Here is a 15,322-nt window from a genome sequence, read left to right as displayed (position 1 = left end):
TCGTTGGATACATAATGTGGATACCTTAAAACACACACAAAAAGTCTCCTTTCCTTTTCCTCTTGGTTATTACTGCTTATGTGTGCTGCTGTATATTATCGCGCTTCCCTTTTTGATTGCAAGCAGTTTTCGCTTAAAGCATAAAGATTCTATACCGGCACGATTTTTCCCTTTTTTTATCAAAAAGCTTGAATATGAGCCACACTATTGGTTTCACGCCTGCTCCTTTGGCGAGGTAAAATCACTCGAGCCGCTCATTAATGCCTTTTACAATAAATCTGTAAATATTTTAATCACCACTATCACGCATACAGGCTTTAATGAGGCAAAACGTTTGTATGGAAACAAAGCAGATTCTAAGGCACATATTATCATGCGCTATCTCCCTTTTGAAATCTTTTTGCCTCTGTGGAGTAAGCAATGCAAGGGGCTTAAAACATTAGTTGTGACAGAAGCAGAGATGTGGAAAATACTTTTTTTTATGGCTAAATCTCATAACGCACACACTTTACTTATTAACGCACGTATTTCGCAACGTTCATACAAGAACTATGAGCGGTTTGCGTGGTTTTATCAGGGGATTTTTGCCCTCATTGATGAGGTATTGGCTCAAAGTCATATCGATAAACGACGCCTTGAAGCCTTAGGCGCTACTCATATTGAAGTTTTTGGGAATCTTAAGACGCTTAATACCCCCTGTGTTAGCACACATTATACAAAGCCCTCTATGCCACTTTTCATCGGGGCAAGCACACATAGAGGGGAGGAGAGATTGATTTTAGAATCCTTTAAAACCTTTAAAGAACAATCCCCTACAACACTTTTGCTCCTTGCTCCTCGCCACCCTGAACGTTTTAAAGAAGCTTATGATTTAAGTATGAGCTTTTTTTCTCGCACGGCATTATTTTCACAGACACATTTAGAATCTTGTGAGCAGTATGATGTGATAGTCATTGATACATTAGGGGAGCTGAATAATCTCTATGCGATAAGCGATGTAGTGATACTTGGCGGGAGCTTTACTACAAATGTGGGCGGTCATAATCCGCTTGAACCGGCATTTTTTGGCACAAGACTTATTAGCGGGGAACATATCTTTAACCAATATGCACTTTTTGAATCAGTGGAAAATTATGTGCTTATCCCTCCTCAAAGCCTTAGTGATACACTTTCTAGATGGGAATTGCTCCCTAAGAGTGCCATTAAGACAAATTCACACGATAAGCTCAATATACTTTTGCAAAAGATTCACTAATGCTCAAAGATAAGGCATACAAAGTCCTAGCGCATAATCATCAGCTTTCGCATAAACAGGCTAAGGCTTTGATTGATCAAGGTTTGGTGCGATTGGGAGGTCAGAAGCTCACTCTTGCTCGGGCGGAAGTACCTTATAGTGCGACTTTTGAAATATTAAGCGTTAAAAAACCTCAAGTGCTATTTAGCGATGAAAACATTTTAGCCCTTGCTAAGCCACCCTTTATAGAATCTTATGATTTATGTGCGATGTTTGAGGGCTGGTCTTTGCTCCATCGGCTAGATAGGGAGACAAGCGGTGTTATCTTGCTGATTAAGGAAAATAGTGCTTTTCACAAGAGGGCAAAAAGGGCATTTAAAGATAAGGAGGTATATAAGGAATATATAGCCCTCCTACACGGACGACTTATGGATTCTATCCAGATAGAGAAGCCCATACTCACTATAAAAAAGGGCTTTGCTAAATCATATATTGATAAAAATGGCTTAGAGGCGCATACACAGCTTACACCATTAGCCATAGTGGGTAAAAAGACATTGGTTCAAGCAGTGATTACCACAGGGCGCACACATCAAATTCGCGTGCATACTCAAAGTATCAAATACCCCATATATGGTGATAGAATCTATGGCATAGCAGATAATGCCCCCAGGCTTATGCTTCACGCCCATAAAATTGCGCTTTTAGATTATGAATTTATCTCGCCTGTCCCTCAAGAGTTACAAATGGAGCATTTGTAATGCAGTTTTTTTATTCACACGGATTCCATTCATCAAAAGATTCTCTAGCATATCAGCGAATATGCGAGGGCTTACACTTAAAGCCTTTGCAACTTGTTTATGATAATGGCGGGGACTTTAGGACAAATCTGCAAAGCTGCAAAGAGCAGCTAATGGTATATAAGCCCACTATGCCTTTTGGGTTTATTGGCAATTCTTTGGGAGCATTTTACCTATGGCAGCTTATGCTTTATGCTGATACGCTTAATGTGCCTCTCCCTTGTGTTTTTATATTTTTTAATCCTGTATTTGAGCCATTAGGACAATTGAAAAAATATATAGATAAGCCACAAATAAATAGCACCACGCAGCAGCATTTCACCCTCTGTGATAAGCATTGGGAAAGTTATGCCTTCGCCCTGCGCCTGCCTATACCAAATACCATATCAAATATAAACGGAGCGGTGTGTTTAAGTGAAAGTGATGAACTCATTGATGGGAGCACTTCACAAGCCTATTGGCAGCATTATGCCAAAATAGTGCATTTGCAAGGAGGGCATATCATTACTGATTTTGCCCCACTTTATGAGAATCTTTATCCATTTTTACACAATTAAAATAATTTAAGACTTCTTTTTATTACTCTTGCGTCTAGCTCGTTGTGCTTTACGCTGTGCCAAGAAAATGCGGTAATTTGTCTCCCACCATAAATAGTCTTTAAGATGTCTTCGCTTGAGAGTCGTATGACTGGGTGTAAGAGATTCTACAAGGTGTATGGATTCCTCAACAATTTGCTCAAGATCTTTAAAACCTCCCTCCTTCTGCCCTTCCTCAAGGATTTCAAGCTTTTCTAATACTTCTTGTGGCATAAGCTCTCACTCAGCCTGAGTAATATGTAACAATGGGGCAAGTTCTTTCCTATCCTGTGCTGTTAAAATAATCTTATGTTTTGTGTTCTGCTCTAACATCCTTCCTCCTTCATTTTTCATAAATTCAGCTTATATATTATACAAAAAATTCCCAAAAACCTTTAAATAGAAATATTTATAAGTTAGCATACGAAATTCATAAATGTATCATTTAGCACTTTTGGCACAAATTTTGTATAAAAATTTAATTTTTTTTTGACTTTAATAAAAATTTTGTGTAATAATTGAAAATATGACTTTATATATTTCAAAAGGAGAGAGGCATGGCAACAATTACGCTAACCAATAACGAAACAAAAGAAAGCTTTGATTTTGAACTTATCGAATGCACAAGAGGGCCTAAGGCAGTAGATTTTTCTAAGCTTTTTGAACGCACTAATATTTTTTCTTATGACCCGGGCTATGGCTCAACAGCTGGATGCAAATCTACTATTAGTTATATTAATGGTAAAGAAGGGGAGCTTTTATACAAAGGTATGCCTTTGGCTGAACTTGTGGAAAAATATCATTTTACAGATATATGCAAGCTCCTTATTACAGGTGAAGCGCCCATTAATGACACAGAATCTAAAGAATTTGAAATTGAACTTATGCATCGCAGTTTTTTGCACGAAGGGTTGATTAATATTTTTAACGCATTCCCTGATACAGCTCACCCTATGGCAAATTTATCCGCTGCACTTTCAGCACTCTCAACATTCCATTTTCATCATTTGGATATGAGTAATGAGGCAGAGCGACAAGTGATGGCGAGACGCGCTATTGCCAAGATTACTACACTTGTAGCTTTCGCTTATCGACATTCTTTGGGTATTCCTTATATTTATCCCGATGTAGAACGAGGCTATGTAGAGAATTTCCTCTATATGCTTCGTGCTTATCCGGGTGGCAAAATGAAGCAAACTGCCAATGGAGCAAGTGAGATTACACCACTAGAAGTAGAGGCACTTGATAAAATCTTTATCCTCCACGCAGACCACGGGCAAAATGCCTCTACCACTACTGTGCGCAATGTGGCTTCCACAGGAGCACACCCTTATGCGGCATTAAGTGCTGGAATTAACGCTTTGTGGGGTGCTGCACACGGTGGAGCAAATGAAAAAGTGCTTGATATGCTTAATGAAATTGGCGATGCAAAAAATGTCGATAAATTCATCGCTAAAGCGAAGGATAAAAATGATCCATTCAGACTAATGGGCTTTGGGCATCGTGTGTATAAGAATTATGACCCTCGCGCTAAGATTCTTAAAAAACTCAAAGATGACTTAGATACTAAGGGTATTAAGATGGATTCACGTTTGAGTGATTTAGCCCATAAAGTCGAAGAAATAGCCTTGAGTGATAGCTATTTTGTAGAGAGAAATCTCTACCCAAATGTGGATTTCTACTCTGGTATTATTCTTTCTGCGCTTAAAATTCCTGTATCGCTCTTTACACCTATTTTTGTTATTGGACGAATGCCGGGCTGGTGCGCACAGCTACTAGAGCATATTAAAGATCCAACAGCAAGGATTACTCGACCACGTCAAGTATATATAGGAAAATAGCTTAAGTGTATTTAAGGGTTTTTCGCTATAATAATGTCCTTAAATTTTACTAAAGGACAAAAGAATGCTAGAAGGACAAATTAGAGAGAGTATTTCAAAATCTCAAGCAAAGGCTTTGAGGAATGATGGTTATCTAATTGCAAATATCTATGGCAAGGGACAGGAGAATATCCATTGTGCTTTTAAGCTTAATGATTTCATTAAGGCACTTAAGCATAAAAATACCTTGATTTTCCCTGTAAAAGTAGGTAGCAAGACCCTAGATGTGGTAGTTCAAGAATACCAGAAAGATCCCGTAACAAACACTATTGTCCACGTGGATTTGCTTATGGCACAAAAAGGTGTAGTGAGCAAATATAAAGTGCCCGTAAGTGTTAAAGGCAGTGCTAAGGGCTTAAAGAATAAGGGTGTTTTGTTTATTTCCACAAAACGTATTAGTGTCAAATGCAGCGCGGAACATCTCCCCAATACCTATGAACTTGATGTGAGTGATTTAGATGTGGGAGATTCTATCCTTGTACGTGATTTACCACAGATTCAAGGTGTAACTATCATCAATCGCCCATCTGTGGCAGTAGTTGGAGTGATTAAAGCTAAATAATGTCCTGCCTTCTTGTTGCAGGGCTTGGCAATCCGGGTGTCAAATATCAAAATACTCGGCATAATGTTGGCTTTATGGTGCTTGATTTTTTATCAAAAACCTTAAATTTTACATTTCATTTTGATAAAAAATTTAACGCAGAAGTGGGCACATTACACACAGATTCTCATAAAGTATTTTTTCTTAAACCTCTTACTTTTATGAATCTCTCTGGCGAGTCTATTGCCCCATTTGCTCGGTATTTTGATATTGCTCATACACTGATAATACACGATGATATTGATATTGCCTTTGGTGATATTCGCTTTAAATATGGTGGCTCAAGCGGTGGGCATAATGGCTTAAAATCTATTGATAAAGCTATGGGGGATAAATACTTGAGACTTCGTTTTGGCATAGGTAGGGACACGCAAGGCAATGTGATAGATTATGTATTGAGTGATTTTAATACTCAAGAAATAGCGCAAATAACACAAACTTTGCCTTTTATCCAATTTGCCATTGCATATTTTTACACTATGCAAGGTAGCATAGAGGATATACTCGCTCACTTACAAAACCGCTTTACATTAAGAAATAAATCACAAAAGCCCAATAAAGATTCTATAAATATCACAAAGCAAAACATAAGGGACAAAAGATGATTTTTCGTTTTGTGGGATTTTATTATTTAAAATATTTTTTCATTATTTTTTTAGGACTAGAGGGGTTTTTTCTCGCTATTGATACATTGAAATATGTTGATGAATTGCCCGATTCTGCTAATTTATTGATTTTGTTTTTATTTTATGATGGCGTATTTGCCTTGACTTATACCTTGCCTATTTCGCTTGTTTTGTGTTCAGTTTTATTCTATATGGCATTTCTTAAAAGCTCACAATTAACAGCGCTGATGGCGTTAGGATATTCAAAGTTGCAGATTCTTTTTCCATTGATTTTTATTTCAAGTATCTTTATTTTTAGCTTCATTGGCTTAAACGCTACGCCATTTGCATACGCACGAGAATATGCAGAAAGCATTATTTACCAAAATACACAAAATGTGCGTGAAAACCTACTTTTAAAAAGCGACAACCAATACATTTTTCTCCACAAACTCTACCCTTTGCTTAATGGTGAGGCAAGAGCAGAAGGCATTAAAATTTTTGTGCTTGATGAGGAGCATAGACTTGTGGGCTACCACGAGGCAAAAGAAGCATTTTTTGAAAACAATGAGTGGATTTTAAAAAATGCAAAAAGCTTAGGGATTGTGCCCAATTTGATACTTGGAGAAAAAGCTTTGCAGATAAATATAAATGAGGAATTAGCCACACTTAAGGGCTTTAGCTCTAAAGTACTTGAAACAATTGCGCAAGATAAGCCTACAGCTTCAATTATTGATGCGTTTGCCTCACTTCATATTGCCTATAAGCAGGGTGTTAGCTCGGATAAAATACGTGGAATCCTCTATGGGCTACTCATCGTGCCCTTTTTTGTCCCACTTTGCATTGCTATTATCGCTTATTATATCCCCTCATTGCCTCGCTATGGCAATCTCACGCTCATTAGCTTTGTAAGTATTATTGCTGCATTAGCCATTTGGGGATTATTCTTCTCTCTTTCACAGCTTAGTGTCGCAGGGCTTGTATATCCTGAAATAGGTTTATTGTTCCCTATGGGAATCTTATTTGTTATATTTTTGTGGCATATTCGATATTTAAATCAAAAGTTTTCATAAAAATGAACATTTTAAAGCAAAACTAACAAAAAACAAGGCATAATCATTGCACTTACAACACAAGGGGTTATTATGGACGATAGAGTTTTTACCTTTGCAGGGTTGATTAATGCCAATCATGATTTCATTATTGGATTTCATACACTGCTTGTAGCAGTGCTTATGCTTATTTTTGCACGTTATGCAACACATAAAATGCAAGTTATTCCCGGTGGCATACAAAATGTTTTTGAATTTGTCATTTCTGGAATTATTTCGTTCTCAAAAGATATTGTAGGTGAAGAGGTCGCACGTAAATACTTTCCATTAGCAGCTACTATTGGCTTTTTAGTATTTTTTGGAAATGCTATTGGTATCATACCCGGTTTTGAATCTCCTACATCAAGTTGGAGTTTTACTCTTGTATTGGCACTTGTGGTATTTTTTTATTATCATTTTGAAGGTATTCGCGCACAGGGCGTGTTCAAATACTTCAAGCATTTTATGGGTCCTGTGTGGTGGCTTGCCCCGCTTATGTTCCCTATCGAGATTATTTCACATCTCTCACGCATTGTTTCACTCTCTTTCCGTCTTTTTGGGAATATCAAGGGTGATGATATGTTTTTGCTTGTTATGCTTATGCTTACTCATTATGTTGTGCCTGTTGTTCCGTTTGCTATTCTTGCCTTTATGGCTTTGCTTCAAGCTTTTGTATTTATGATTCTTACTTATGTGTATATTCACGGCGCAATAGTCGTGGATGAAGAGCATTAATAGCTTTGAGGGCGTGGCTTATTACCCCTCATATTGATGAGAGATATATAAGCACACTTGCCTTGTATTTACCTACAATAGCCGTAGATGGGATTATATGTCGCACTCAAAATAAAAAATGGCTCAATGAATTTGTCAAATATATCTCTCCCTTAAGTAAAATACTATTACTTAACCTGCCTTTTAATAGCCTATTAGAAACCATATCTCTTTCTGCTTCTTTTCAAGGCGTGCATTTAAAGTCTCACTTAATGAACTATATAACCCCACTTAAAAATGCTTATTTGGAGGAATTTGCAGAACAAAAAATTATCGGTTATAGCGCACATAGTATCGCAGAAGTAGAATCTGCTTTAGCATTGGGAGCGGATTATTGCACCTTAAGCCCCATCTTCCCTACACCAAATAAAGGCACCCCGCTAGGCTTAGAAACACTCAATAAGATTCCATATACTATACGTTCACGTGTTATTGCACTTGGGGGCATTAATCACACCCATATCCCTATTCTCAAAACATTAGGATTAGGCGGTTACGCAGGTATTCGATGTTTTTTAGAATCTAAACGATGAAAGCCAATCGCATAAATCATTCATCAAGTTGGTAGTATTGGCTATTTACAGCATACAAAAATGCAAATGATAATCTTATCAAAAGACGCTTAGTCATTTCTACAGATTTCTAAGCTTTTACCAAGTAAAGATTCAAGGAAAATAGTCGCATAGCTCCCCTTTGGTAGGGTGAATCGCAGCTCAAAATGTGCTTCTTGGGGCTTGTATTTGCTCTCTACATCTTCCGCCCATACCCACGCATACCGCCTTGAACCACTCGCGCTAATCTTATCTTTATATGCTGCTTCGCACACCAAAGCCATATCTTGGGCGTTTATGCACTTTGTGCCATAAAGTGCACCAGTGGGAGCGATATATCTTTGCATAAAACGTGCAGATTCTATATTTTCATCTTCGCATAAAAATGTCTTGCCAAAGGGATAATGGCACATCACATCGCCTTTTAGCAGCACAAAAGGCTGCTTTTGGGCTTGCCATATTTTTAGCATTTGTGGGTTACATTGTGTATTAAGATGTTGTAGGGCAGGGAGTGATGAGCTTTGCAGAGCATTCATAGCTTCATTTGGACTAAAATGATGTAGGATTTGAGAGAGTGTGATGCGGCAGGAAAGCCACGCATTAAACAAATAGCTTTGATAGCTTGAGATAAGAAACTTGTTTATCTTTTTGTTTTTCATTTCCATAGCATTATGTGCTAATTCTCTGCCACTTTGAAAATTATCGCCCTCATTGCCAAATCGCTGATTGCCAAAATAGTTTGGGAATCCGCTCTGTGTGAGGGATTGCAAGATGGATTCTAGTTTTTTAGCATTTGTGGGACTACATTTTTTAAGTCGCATAAAGAAAGCATTACCCTTAAGATGCCCGATTTTAAGCTTATTATGATGAAAGGTAATGTTTAGAATCTTCACTTGTTTTTCTTCTAAAGTCGCACGGGCAGATTCTAAACGAGGAAGCAAAGAATGGTGAATGCTAATGTATTGGTATGTTGTCGCTGCTTTGTCTTTAAGCCCTGCATAGCCTATATCACGCACTTTGCAGCCAAGTATTTGAGAGAGGAGATGTAAAAGCTCAAAGGTGCTTAAACCCTTTTTACGCACATAGAGGAGGCAATGCTCCCCGCTTCCGCTTGGCTCATAAAGGGGGATTTCTCTCACTACAAAATCGCGAGACGAGGGCTTAAAATAGCCATCACAAGCACTATGTGTAAAAGGGTAAATTCTACGAATAGGTGCAATATCGGGCATAGGCTAAATAAGAGTGCGTTTGATATGCGGGGAGAGATGTGTGAGAATCTCATAACTAATCGTCCCAAAAGCCTGTGCAAGTACGCTCACATCATTAAAAACACAAATGCGAGGTTTATCGCATAAGCAGGAGAAGCAGTCCATTGAGGAGCGAGGGAGGATTTGATAACCCTCTGTGGTATAGACTTTGTGCCGCTCACTCACGCGGAAAAACCCATCGCCATAGCCAATATCATAGGTGCTAATGCAGCTTTGAGATTCTAAAGTTGTGCAGCCACTATACCCTATACGCGCTCCTTGTGGCAAAAAGCGAGTAGCGATTTTATCTGCGTATAATGTAGCGACCTTTTGTAGTTTCGCACTGATGGGATTGGCAAAGGCGACATCGAGGTATCCATACAGCGCGATACCCACACGCACCAAATCATCATCTATTTTGCCCTCACTTGCCACACGTACAGCTCCAGAAGAGCTTAGAGAATGGAATCTTGATAACTTGAAACCATATTTTTGAGATAACGCCCTCACTTGCTCCTTAATAGTTCTGAAGCACTCTTGTGTGCGCATAAAGCCTTCATCTATATCATCGCCATAGCCATTATGGGTAAATACCCCTATAAGCTCCAAGCCCCGATCAAGAATGGCTTTGATGTAGGATTCTAACTCATCAGGTTGTATGCCATTGCGATTCATACCAGCATTGACTTTTAGCTCTACCTTCGTGCCTTTGGGTAAGGATTCAATATGCGCCTTTTGATGCACTACAAAAGCGATATGCGGGGGGAAATCACCTTCTGGCATACCATAAAGTGCTGTGATATGCGGAAAAATTTCACTTATTCGTATAGCTTCAGCATAATTTTTGACAAACACGCTTTTTACACCACATTGCTTCGCGAGTGTGCTTATTTGCTCTAAGCCGTGCCCATAAGCGTTATCCTTTAAGACTGCTGCAAGTTCTATATCTGTGCCAATATGTGAAGAGAGAAGTTGAAAGTTATGTTTGTATGCTTGAGAAGAGAGAGTGATTTCTGCCATTGCTCTGCCTATGCAGACACAAGGTCTGCATATTTCATCATAATATCAATTAAGCTATCAATGATTATTTAGGAAGTTTGGAGATATAATCCGCTAATGCCTCAATATCTTCATCACTTACGGTCGCCATTTGTCCATACATAATAGCCTTTGCACCACCATTATCTTCTGTTTTTGCCTTATAACCTTTGAGTTTTTTAAGCAAATCAGCCTTTGGCATACCAGCGATTGTTACACCACCTTTGCTACCGGGAGCAACTTTCTTCGCATCAGGCCCATGACAAGCAATACATTTTTTAAATACTGCAGGTTGGTCAGCATACGTGAAACTAAAAAGACCCAAAATAGTGAGAAAAAGCAACTTTTTCATAGTTCAATCCTTTCGTTGTTTTAAGATTAATCAACAATGAGATTCTACAAACCAAAACTTAATAATTTCCTTAAATGAAAACTAAATCTTTACACGTGCGCTTATGGCACGTGAGAGTGAAAGCTGATCGATAGAATCTAGCCCAATGCCAGTTGGCACACCTTGAGCGATTTTGCTAAAATGCACAGGGCTCTTGATTTTATCCTCGATATAGAGCATAATCGCCTCATTAGCGAGGCTTGGAGAGAGGGCAAAAATTACCTCTTTAATAGATTCCCTATGGATTCTACGATTAAGCAATGTAAAATCTATTTGCTCTAGCTCCGCACTTAGCACAAAATATCGCCCTTGATACTCCCCCATCTCCTCGATTGTCAGCACATCTTGTGCCTTTGCTACGATACATAATTCCCCATTTTCCCGCTCTAACGATGTGCAAATCTCACACTCCTCGCTTTCGCTCACACAAAAGCATTTTTGACATCTCTGCACTACAAGGGCAGCATTCTCTATCGCGTGAGCGATATTTAGCCCTAAAAATTTATCTTCTACACAAAGTGCATACGCCATTTTCTGTGCGCTTTTTTTGCCAATGGCAGGGAGCTTTTCAAGTGCTAGAATAAGCTCATAAAATGCCTTAAGACTGCTCTTGTAATGATTCATAGCACAAAGCCTTTGATGTAGTATTGAATAGCGCAATCTTAGCTGAAAGAATTTAACTTTGCCTTATAAAATTTCGCTACAATCTCACTCTCACTTTAAAATTAAGAACATTACAAAAGACTAGGAGCAGATTTTGGAGACATTTGATTATTATGAAGTTCTAGAAATCACACGCACAAGCGATAAAGAGACGATTAAAAAAGCTTATCGTAAAATGGCGCTCAAATATCACCCTGATAGGAATCCCGATGATAAAGCAGCTGAAGAGCAATTCAAACGTATAAATGAAGCTTATGAGGTGCTTAGCGATGATTCTAAGCGACAAATCTATGATAAATATGGCAAAGAGGGCTTACAAAATTCCGGCTTTAGTGGCTTTAGCGGACGCGATTTTAGCGATATTTTTGGCGATTTGGGAAGCATTTTTGAATCTGCCTTTGGAGCAAACTTTGGCTTTGGGGGGCAAAAACGTAGCAGTGGGAAATACAACCTTGATGAACTTATTGGCTTAGAGCTAAGCTTTAAAGAAGCTATTTTTGGCTGTAAAAAAGAGATACATAATAGCTTTAAAAAGGCTTGTTCGCATTGCTATGGCAGCGGGGCAAAAGATGGCAAACTAGAGACTTGCAATGATTGTCAAGGCAAGGGACAAGTCTATATGCGACAGGGCTTTATGACATTTGCACAGACTTGCCCCACTTGCAAGGGCGAGGGAAATAGCGCAAAAGAGAAATGTCCTAAGTGTAAAGGTAAGGGCTTTGAGATGAGTGAGGAGAGCTTTGAAGTCAGTATTCCTGAGGGTATTGATGATGGGAATAGAATCCGTATCAGTGGGCGAGGGAATGCTGATAAAAACGGTAAAAGAGGCGATTTGTATATCGCTGTGAGTGTGAGCGAAGATGAAAACTTCGTGCGTGATGGGAATAATGTCTATATTGAAGTGCCTGTGTTTTTTACTTCTATTGTGCTTGGGGCGACACTAAAGATTCCATCTTTACGCGGGGAGCTAGAGCTTAAAATCCCCCCAAATACGCGCGATAAAGAGCAATTTATCTTTGATAATGAGGGGATTAAAGATGTCAATAGCGCGTATAGGGGCAAATTCATCGCACAGATTAAAATCACTTATCCCCCTAAGCTCAACGCAGAGCAAAAAGCCCTTGTAGAACAGCTAGAAAAGAGCTTTGGAGTAGAGAGTGAGCCATATACGAATCTGTTTGAAGAATGTTTTAGTAAAATTAAGCAATGGATTGCGCATCAAAAAGCGCATAAGGCTGATAAAGCCTAGAATAAAGGCTTATTCTTTGAGGCTTAATCATTTCTAATATTAAAGTTATCTATGGAAAAACTGCAGCAAATCTGTTTTAATCTCCCAAATAGCTTGCGTAGCGGGTTTATAGTAAATGTTATCAAAGACAGATTCGGCGATGTGAGAGCTAGGTTCAAGATTATTAAGAATTTTTAAGCCCATTTTGCACTTCCATTCACATCGCGCGATAATAGAACTAATATCCACGACATTGCCACTTGTGCCAATCACCACCATATAATCCTTAAAAGAAAGCCCCTCAAAAATCTTATACATCTGCATATATTTGGGTGCGCGCTCACCAAAAAAGACAACAAAAGGCTTCAGTTGCTCATATCCGCAATGTTTGCAAGCGCGAGGGGTAAATACCTTATAACCTATATCAAGGATATGCTCACAATGAGGGCAAATGATTTTACTTAGCTCTCCGTGCAAATGAATGACATTCTGCGCCCCAGCGCGTTCAAGCAGGCCATCGACATTTTGTGTGATATACTTCGATAGATTCTGTGCGCTTTTTGTTTGCTTTAGGGTTTAAAAGTGTAGGCAAAGAGGCGAGAAACTGGTGCATTGCATTAGGCTTGACACTGCCTAGCTCCACGCGCCTTAAGTTATAGAATCTATGCACGAGGTCAAAATTTTCCCGCCAATTTCCATAATTGCACACTTCCATAGGATTATACTGCGCCAACAAACCGCCATTATCCCTAAATGTCTCTAAGCCTGATTCCGCACTTAATCCCGCTCCGCTAAATACAACGCATTTTGGCATATTGTCTCCTTGAATAAACGTAATTTTTTATATCATCTCATATTTCATCAAGAAGCTATCACATTTTGTGTATAAAATGGGAGCTTTAGGACCGAGTAGCAATATTTATGATTTAAGAGTCTTAACAGAATCTTAAGCTGACTTCAAACAAGATTCGTAAAGCTAGGCTAGAGTGAGCAGAATATATCCCCACTGACCTTACAGAATCTACCAATATAAAGACAATTTTAGTGTTTGATGAAACAGACTCTGGGTCAGGTTTTGTGTTATTAAAAGTCAGTGTTCAACGTTGAAATTGCATCTATGATATAGCTTGAAAAATGAAATTATAACTTATTCATAAAACCTTGATTTTAAGAGTATAACAATATGGATTAATTATTATGAGATTTAGCAGTAATTTTAAAAGCATTGCCTAAAGAGTAAGAATATAAGTTTATTTTTTTTGCTATAATAACGCTTCTGTTTTTGCTTTAAACTTTCATAGAGGTGTCATTATGTCGTTATATCAAATGCTTTCCCCCTATCTTTTTAAACTTGATTCCGAAAGAGCTCACAATTTAGCAGAATGGGCGCTTAAGCATATTGTACCTTTACCTTTAGTGCAGGATTTTGTTGTTTCCCAACATTGTGTTTTTGATGAGAGGCTTAATGTAGAAGTGGCAGGTATAAGATTCTATAATCCTGTGGGATTAGCCGCGGGATTTGATAAAAATGCAACTATGGTGCGGGGATTGTCTGCTTTAGGATTTGGGTTTTTGGAGCTTGGGACGGTTACTCAAGCTCCTCAAATTGGCAATGCAAAGCCTCGTCTTTTTCGCTATGAGGAAGAGAAGAGTTTGCAAAATGCTATGGGTTTTAATAATCAAGGATCGCTTGAAATTGCCAAACGTCTTAAAAATCTTTACCCTTATAGTATTCCATTAGGTATTAATGTAGGCAAAAATAAAAATATTATGCAAAGCGATTCACTAAAAAATTATGAAAACGTATTGCTAGATTGCTTAGAGGTAGGCGATTATTTCGTGTTTAATCTCTCTTCGCCTAATACGCCTAAATTACGTGATTTACAAAATGTAACTTTTGTGCAAGAATTATTTAAGATGGCGCGCACACGGACACAAAAGCCACTTTTTCTAAAAATTTCGCCTGATATGGATAAAGATGAAATGCTCAAAGTGGTAGAAATGAGCATCAAATCCGGTGCGAGTGGCATTATCGCTACAAATACAACTATTGATTATAGCGTAGTGCAAAATCCTAAAGAAAGCGGCGGAGTGAGCGGAGAGGCATTGAGAGAAAAGTCAAAAGCTGTGTTAAAGATTTTAAGCGAAGCATTCTTTGGTAAAACGACATTAATTTCTGTGGGCGGTATTAGCAATGCACTTGAGGCATATAAACGCATTAAGTTAGGTGCATCATTGTTACAAGTATATAGCGGTTTAATCTTTCAGGGTCCAAGATTGTGTAGGGCAATCAATGAGGGGATTTTAGAACTATTAGCACAAGATGGGTTTGCAAATGTGCAAGAAGCGATAGGTCATGATATTCTTAATAAGCCTAAGAAGCGTGGGAGGAAGTCTAAGAGTGATGAAATAGAGGTGATAGAGGGAAAAATACAAGCTGTTGAGTCTAAGAGACGTGGTAGAAAGCCTAAGACAGCAGAATCAGCGGAATCAGCAGAAGCTTCAAATATGACTAAAAACGCCAAATCAAGTGTAAAAAAATCTCAAAAGGCAAGTGTAAGCAAAACAAAAGCACAAGATTCTACAAAAGACACCCAAGCAGCCAAGAGACGTGGGAGAACAAGCACGGCACAAAAGCCAAAAA

17 protein-coding genes and 1 pseudogene are annotated in these 15,322 nt (G+C 38.5%); 11 read left to right on the top strand and 7 right to left on the bottom strand.

Translation table 11 applies throughout. The features are described from left to right. Positions 1 to 16 precede the first annotated feature (16 nt). The 3 genes from waaA to V3I05_RS02260 are packed head-to-tail and all read left to right on the top strand — an operon-like array spanning position 17 to position 2,591. Positions 17 to 1,255 (top strand): lipid IV(A) 3-deoxy-D-manno-octulosonic acid transferase, encoded by a 1,239-nt coding sequence (waaA, locus tag V3I05_RS02270; RefSeq protein ID WP_300446824.1) that lies wholly within the window; start codon positions 17 to 19, stop codon positions 1,253 to 1,255. After that, positions 1,255 to 1,995 (top strand): RluA family pseudouridine synthase, encoded by a 741-nt coding sequence (locus V3I05_RS02265; protein ID WP_300446822.1) that lies wholly within the window; start codon positions 1,255 to 1,257, stop codon positions 1,993 to 1,995. Before waaA ends, V3I05_RS02265 begins: the two co-directional genes overlap by 1 nt. Beyond that, entirely contained in the window at positions 1,995 to 2,591 is a 597-nt protein-coding gene (locus tag V3I05_RS02260) for a YqiA/YcfP family alpha/beta fold hydrolase (protein ID WP_343353879.1), read from the top strand. The genes V3I05_RS02265 and V3I05_RS02260 overlap by 1 nt, the downstream gene beginning before the upstream one ends. 6 nt (positions 2,592 to 2,597) lie before the next feature. On the opposite strand, the gene V3I05_RS02255 is transcribed toward V3I05_RS02260, so the two are convergent. Next, complete coding sequence (locus V3I05_RS02255; protein ID WP_300450892.1) at positions 2,598 to 2,843, bottom strand: hypothetical protein; 246 nt, start codon at positions 2,841 to 2,843, stop codon at positions 2,598 to 2,600. A gap of 323 nt (positions 2,844 to 3,166) precedes the next feature. Here V3I05_RS02255 and V3I05_RS02250 point away from each other — a divergent pair, with 323 nt between their 5' ends. From V3I05_RS02250 to V3I05_RS02225, 6 genes are all read left to right on the top strand, one after another. Continuing rightward, a complete protein-coding gene (locus V3I05_RS02250) occupies positions 3,167 to 4,450 on the top strand; it encodes a citrate synthase (protein WP_343353877.1) in 1,284 nt (427 codons plus the stop codon). A 64-nt stretch (positions 4,451 to 4,514) separates the two neighbouring features. Then, positions 4,515 to 5,051, top strand: coding sequence for a 50S ribosomal protein L25/general stress protein Ctc (locus V3I05_RS02245; protein ID WP_295699941.1), 537 nt, complete (start codon positions 4,515 to 4,517; stop codon positions 5,049 to 5,051). Next, the gene (pth, locus tag V3I05_RS02240; protein ID WP_295699944.1) at positions 5,051 to 5,695 is read left to right on the top strand and encodes an aminoacyl-tRNA hydrolase; all 645 of its coding nucleotides are present in this window, start codon (positions 5,051 to 5,053) and stop codon (positions 5,693 to 5,695) included. Before V3I05_RS02245 ends, pth begins: the two co-directional genes overlap by 1 nt. Beyond that, positions 5,692 to 6,768 carry an LptF/LptG family permease gene (locus V3I05_RS02235; RefSeq protein ID WP_295699947.1) on the top strand — a complete coding sequence of 359 codons (1,077 nt, stop codon included), beginning with the start codon at positions 5,692 to 5,694 and terminating at the stop codon, positions 6,766 to 6,768. The genes pth and V3I05_RS02235 overlap by 4 nt, the downstream gene beginning before the upstream one ends. 72 nt (positions 6,769 to 6,840) lie before the next feature. Beyond that, complete coding sequence (locus tag V3I05_RS02230) at positions 6,841 to 7,521, top strand: F0F1 ATP synthase subunit A (RefSeq protein WP_295699949.1); 681 nt, start codon at positions 6,841 to 6,843, stop codon at positions 7,519 to 7,521. A 5-nt stretch (positions 7,522 to 7,526) separates the two neighbouring features. Beyond that, positions 7,527 to 8,093: a thiamine phosphate synthase gene (locus tag V3I05_RS02225; protein ID WP_343353874.1), complete on the top strand. Its 567-nt coding sequence runs from the start codon at positions 7,527 to 7,529 to the stop codon at positions 8,091 to 8,093. An 89-nt stretch (positions 8,094 to 8,182) separates the two neighbouring features. Here V3I05_RS02225 and truD read toward each other — a convergent pair whose 3' ends face one another. The 4 genes from truD to recR all read right to left on the bottom strand — a co-directional run bounded on the left by truD (position 8,183) and on the right by recR (position 11,411). Beyond that, the gene (gene truD / locus V3I05_RS02220; protein ID WP_300446813.1) at positions 8,183 to 9,340 is read right to left on the bottom strand and encodes a tRNA pseudouridine(13) synthase TruD; all 1,158 of its coding nucleotides are present in this window, start codon (positions 9,338 to 9,340) and stop codon (positions 8,183 to 8,185) included. Positions 9,341 to 9,343: 3 nt separating this feature from the next. Continuing rightward, the gene (locus tag V3I05_RS02215) at positions 9,344 to 10,378 is read right to left on the bottom strand and encodes an alanine racemase (protein WP_300446811.1); all 1,035 of its coding nucleotides are present in this window, start codon (positions 10,376 to 10,378) and stop codon (positions 9,344 to 9,346) included. 64 nt (positions 10,379 to 10,442) lie between these two features. Then, positions 10,443 to 10,748 (bottom strand): c-type cytochrome, encoded by a 306-nt coding sequence (locus tag V3I05_RS02210; RefSeq protein WP_295699961.1) that lies wholly within the window; start codon positions 10,746 to 10,748, stop codon positions 10,443 to 10,445. Between the two features lie 81 nt (positions 10,749 to 10,829). Further along, a complete protein-coding gene (gene recR, locus V3I05_RS02205; RefSeq protein ID WP_295699964.1) occupies positions 10,830 to 11,411 on the bottom strand; it encodes a recombination mediator RecR in 582 nt (193 codons plus the stop codon). A gap of 133 nt (positions 11,412 to 11,544) precedes the next feature. Here recR and dnaJ point away from each other — a divergent pair, with 133 nt between their 5' ends. Further along, on the top strand, positions 11,545 to 12,699 hold the full coding sequence (dnaJ, locus tag V3I05_RS02200) for a molecular chaperone DnaJ (RefSeq protein ID WP_300446809.1): 1,155 nt from the start codon (positions 11,545 to 11,547) through the stop codon (positions 12,697 to 12,699). A 45-nt stretch (positions 12,700 to 12,744) separates the two neighbouring features. On the opposite strand, the gene V3I05_RS02195 is transcribed toward dnaJ, so the two are convergent. Then, positions 12,745 to 13,191, bottom strand: coding sequence for a Sir2 family NAD-dependent protein deacetylase (locus tag V3I05_RS02195; protein ID WP_300446862.1), 447 nt, complete (start codon positions 13,189 to 13,191; stop codon positions 12,745 to 12,747). After that, positions 13,184 to 13,492: a Sir2 family NAD-dependent protein deacetylase gene (locus V3I05_RS02190; protein ID WP_300450897.1), complete on the bottom strand. Its 309-nt coding sequence runs from the start codon at positions 13,490 to 13,492 to the stop codon at positions 13,184 to 13,186. Before V3I05_RS02190 ends, V3I05_RS02195 begins: the two co-directional genes overlap by 8 nt. Positions 13,493 to 13,989: 497 nt before the next feature. Between V3I05_RS02190 and V3I05_RS02185 the strand changes: the two are divergent. Further along, a pseudogene (locus V3I05_RS02185) lies at positions 13,990 to 15,042 on the top strand (quinone-dependent dihydroorotate dehydrogenase); the annotation flags it as partial. Positions 15,043 to 15,322: the final 280 nt, after the last annotated feature.

The sequence above is a fragment of the Helicobacter mastomyrinus genome (assembly GCF_039555295.1).
GTDB classification, from domain to species: Bacteria; Campylobacterota; Campylobacteria; order Campylobacterales; family Helicobacteraceae; genus Helicobacter_C; species Helicobacter_C mastomyrinus.
This window is presented reverse-complemented; position numbering and strand designations above follow the sequence as displayed.

Bases quoted from the DNA above. Each gene is read 5' to 3' on its own strand.
- V3I05_RS02260 (WP_343353879.1), top strand. From the start codon at position 1,995: ATGCAGTTTTTTTATTCACACGGATTCCATTCATCAAAAGATTCTCTA.
- V3I05_RS02190 (WP_300450897.1), bottom strand. From the start codon at position 13,492: ATGCCAAAATGCGTTGTATTTAGCGGAGCGGGATTAAGTGCGGAATCA.
- V3I05_RS02250 (WP_343353877.1), top strand. From the start codon at position 3,167: ATGGCAACAATTACGCTAACCAATAACGAAACAAAAGAAAGCTTTGAT.
- V3I05_RS02255 (WP_300450892.1), bottom strand. From the start codon at position 2,843: ATGCCACAAGAAGTATTAGAAAAGCTTGAAATCCTTGAGGAAGGGCAG.
- V3I05_RS02235 (WP_295699947.1), top strand. From the start codon at position 5,692: ATGATTTTTCGTTTTGTGGGATTTTATTATTTAAAATATTTTTTCATT.
- V3I05_RS02265 (WP_300446822.1), top strand. From the start codon at position 1,255: ATGCTCAAAGATAAGGCATACAAAGTCCTAGCGCATAATCATCAGCTT.
- V3I05_RS02215 (WP_300446811.1), bottom strand. From the start codon at position 10,378: ATGGCAGAAATCACTCTCTCTTCTCAAGCATACAAACATAACTTTCAA.
- V3I05_RS02245 (WP_295699941.1), top strand. From the start codon at position 4,515: ATGCTAGAAGGACAAATTAGAGAGAGTATTTCAAAATCTCAAGCAAAG.
- V3I05_RS02210 (WP_295699961.1), bottom strand. From the start codon at position 10,748: ATGAAAAAGTTGCTTTTTCTCACTATTTTGGGTCTTTTTAGTTTCACG.
- pth (WP_295699944.1), top strand. From the start codon at position 5,051: ATGTCCTGCCTTCTTGTTGCAGGGCTTGGCAATCCGGGTGTCAAATAT.
- truD (WP_300446813.1), bottom strand. From the start codon at position 9,340: ATGCCCGATATTGCACCTATTCGTAGAATTTACCCTTTTACACATAGT.
- recR (WP_295699964.1), bottom strand. From the start codon at position 11,411: ATGAATCATTACAAGAGCAGTCTTAAGGCATTTTATGAGCTTATTCTA.
- V3I05_RS02230 (WP_295699949.1), top strand. From the start codon at position 6,841: ATGGACGATAGAGTTTTTACCTTTGCAGGGTTGATTAATGCCAATCAT.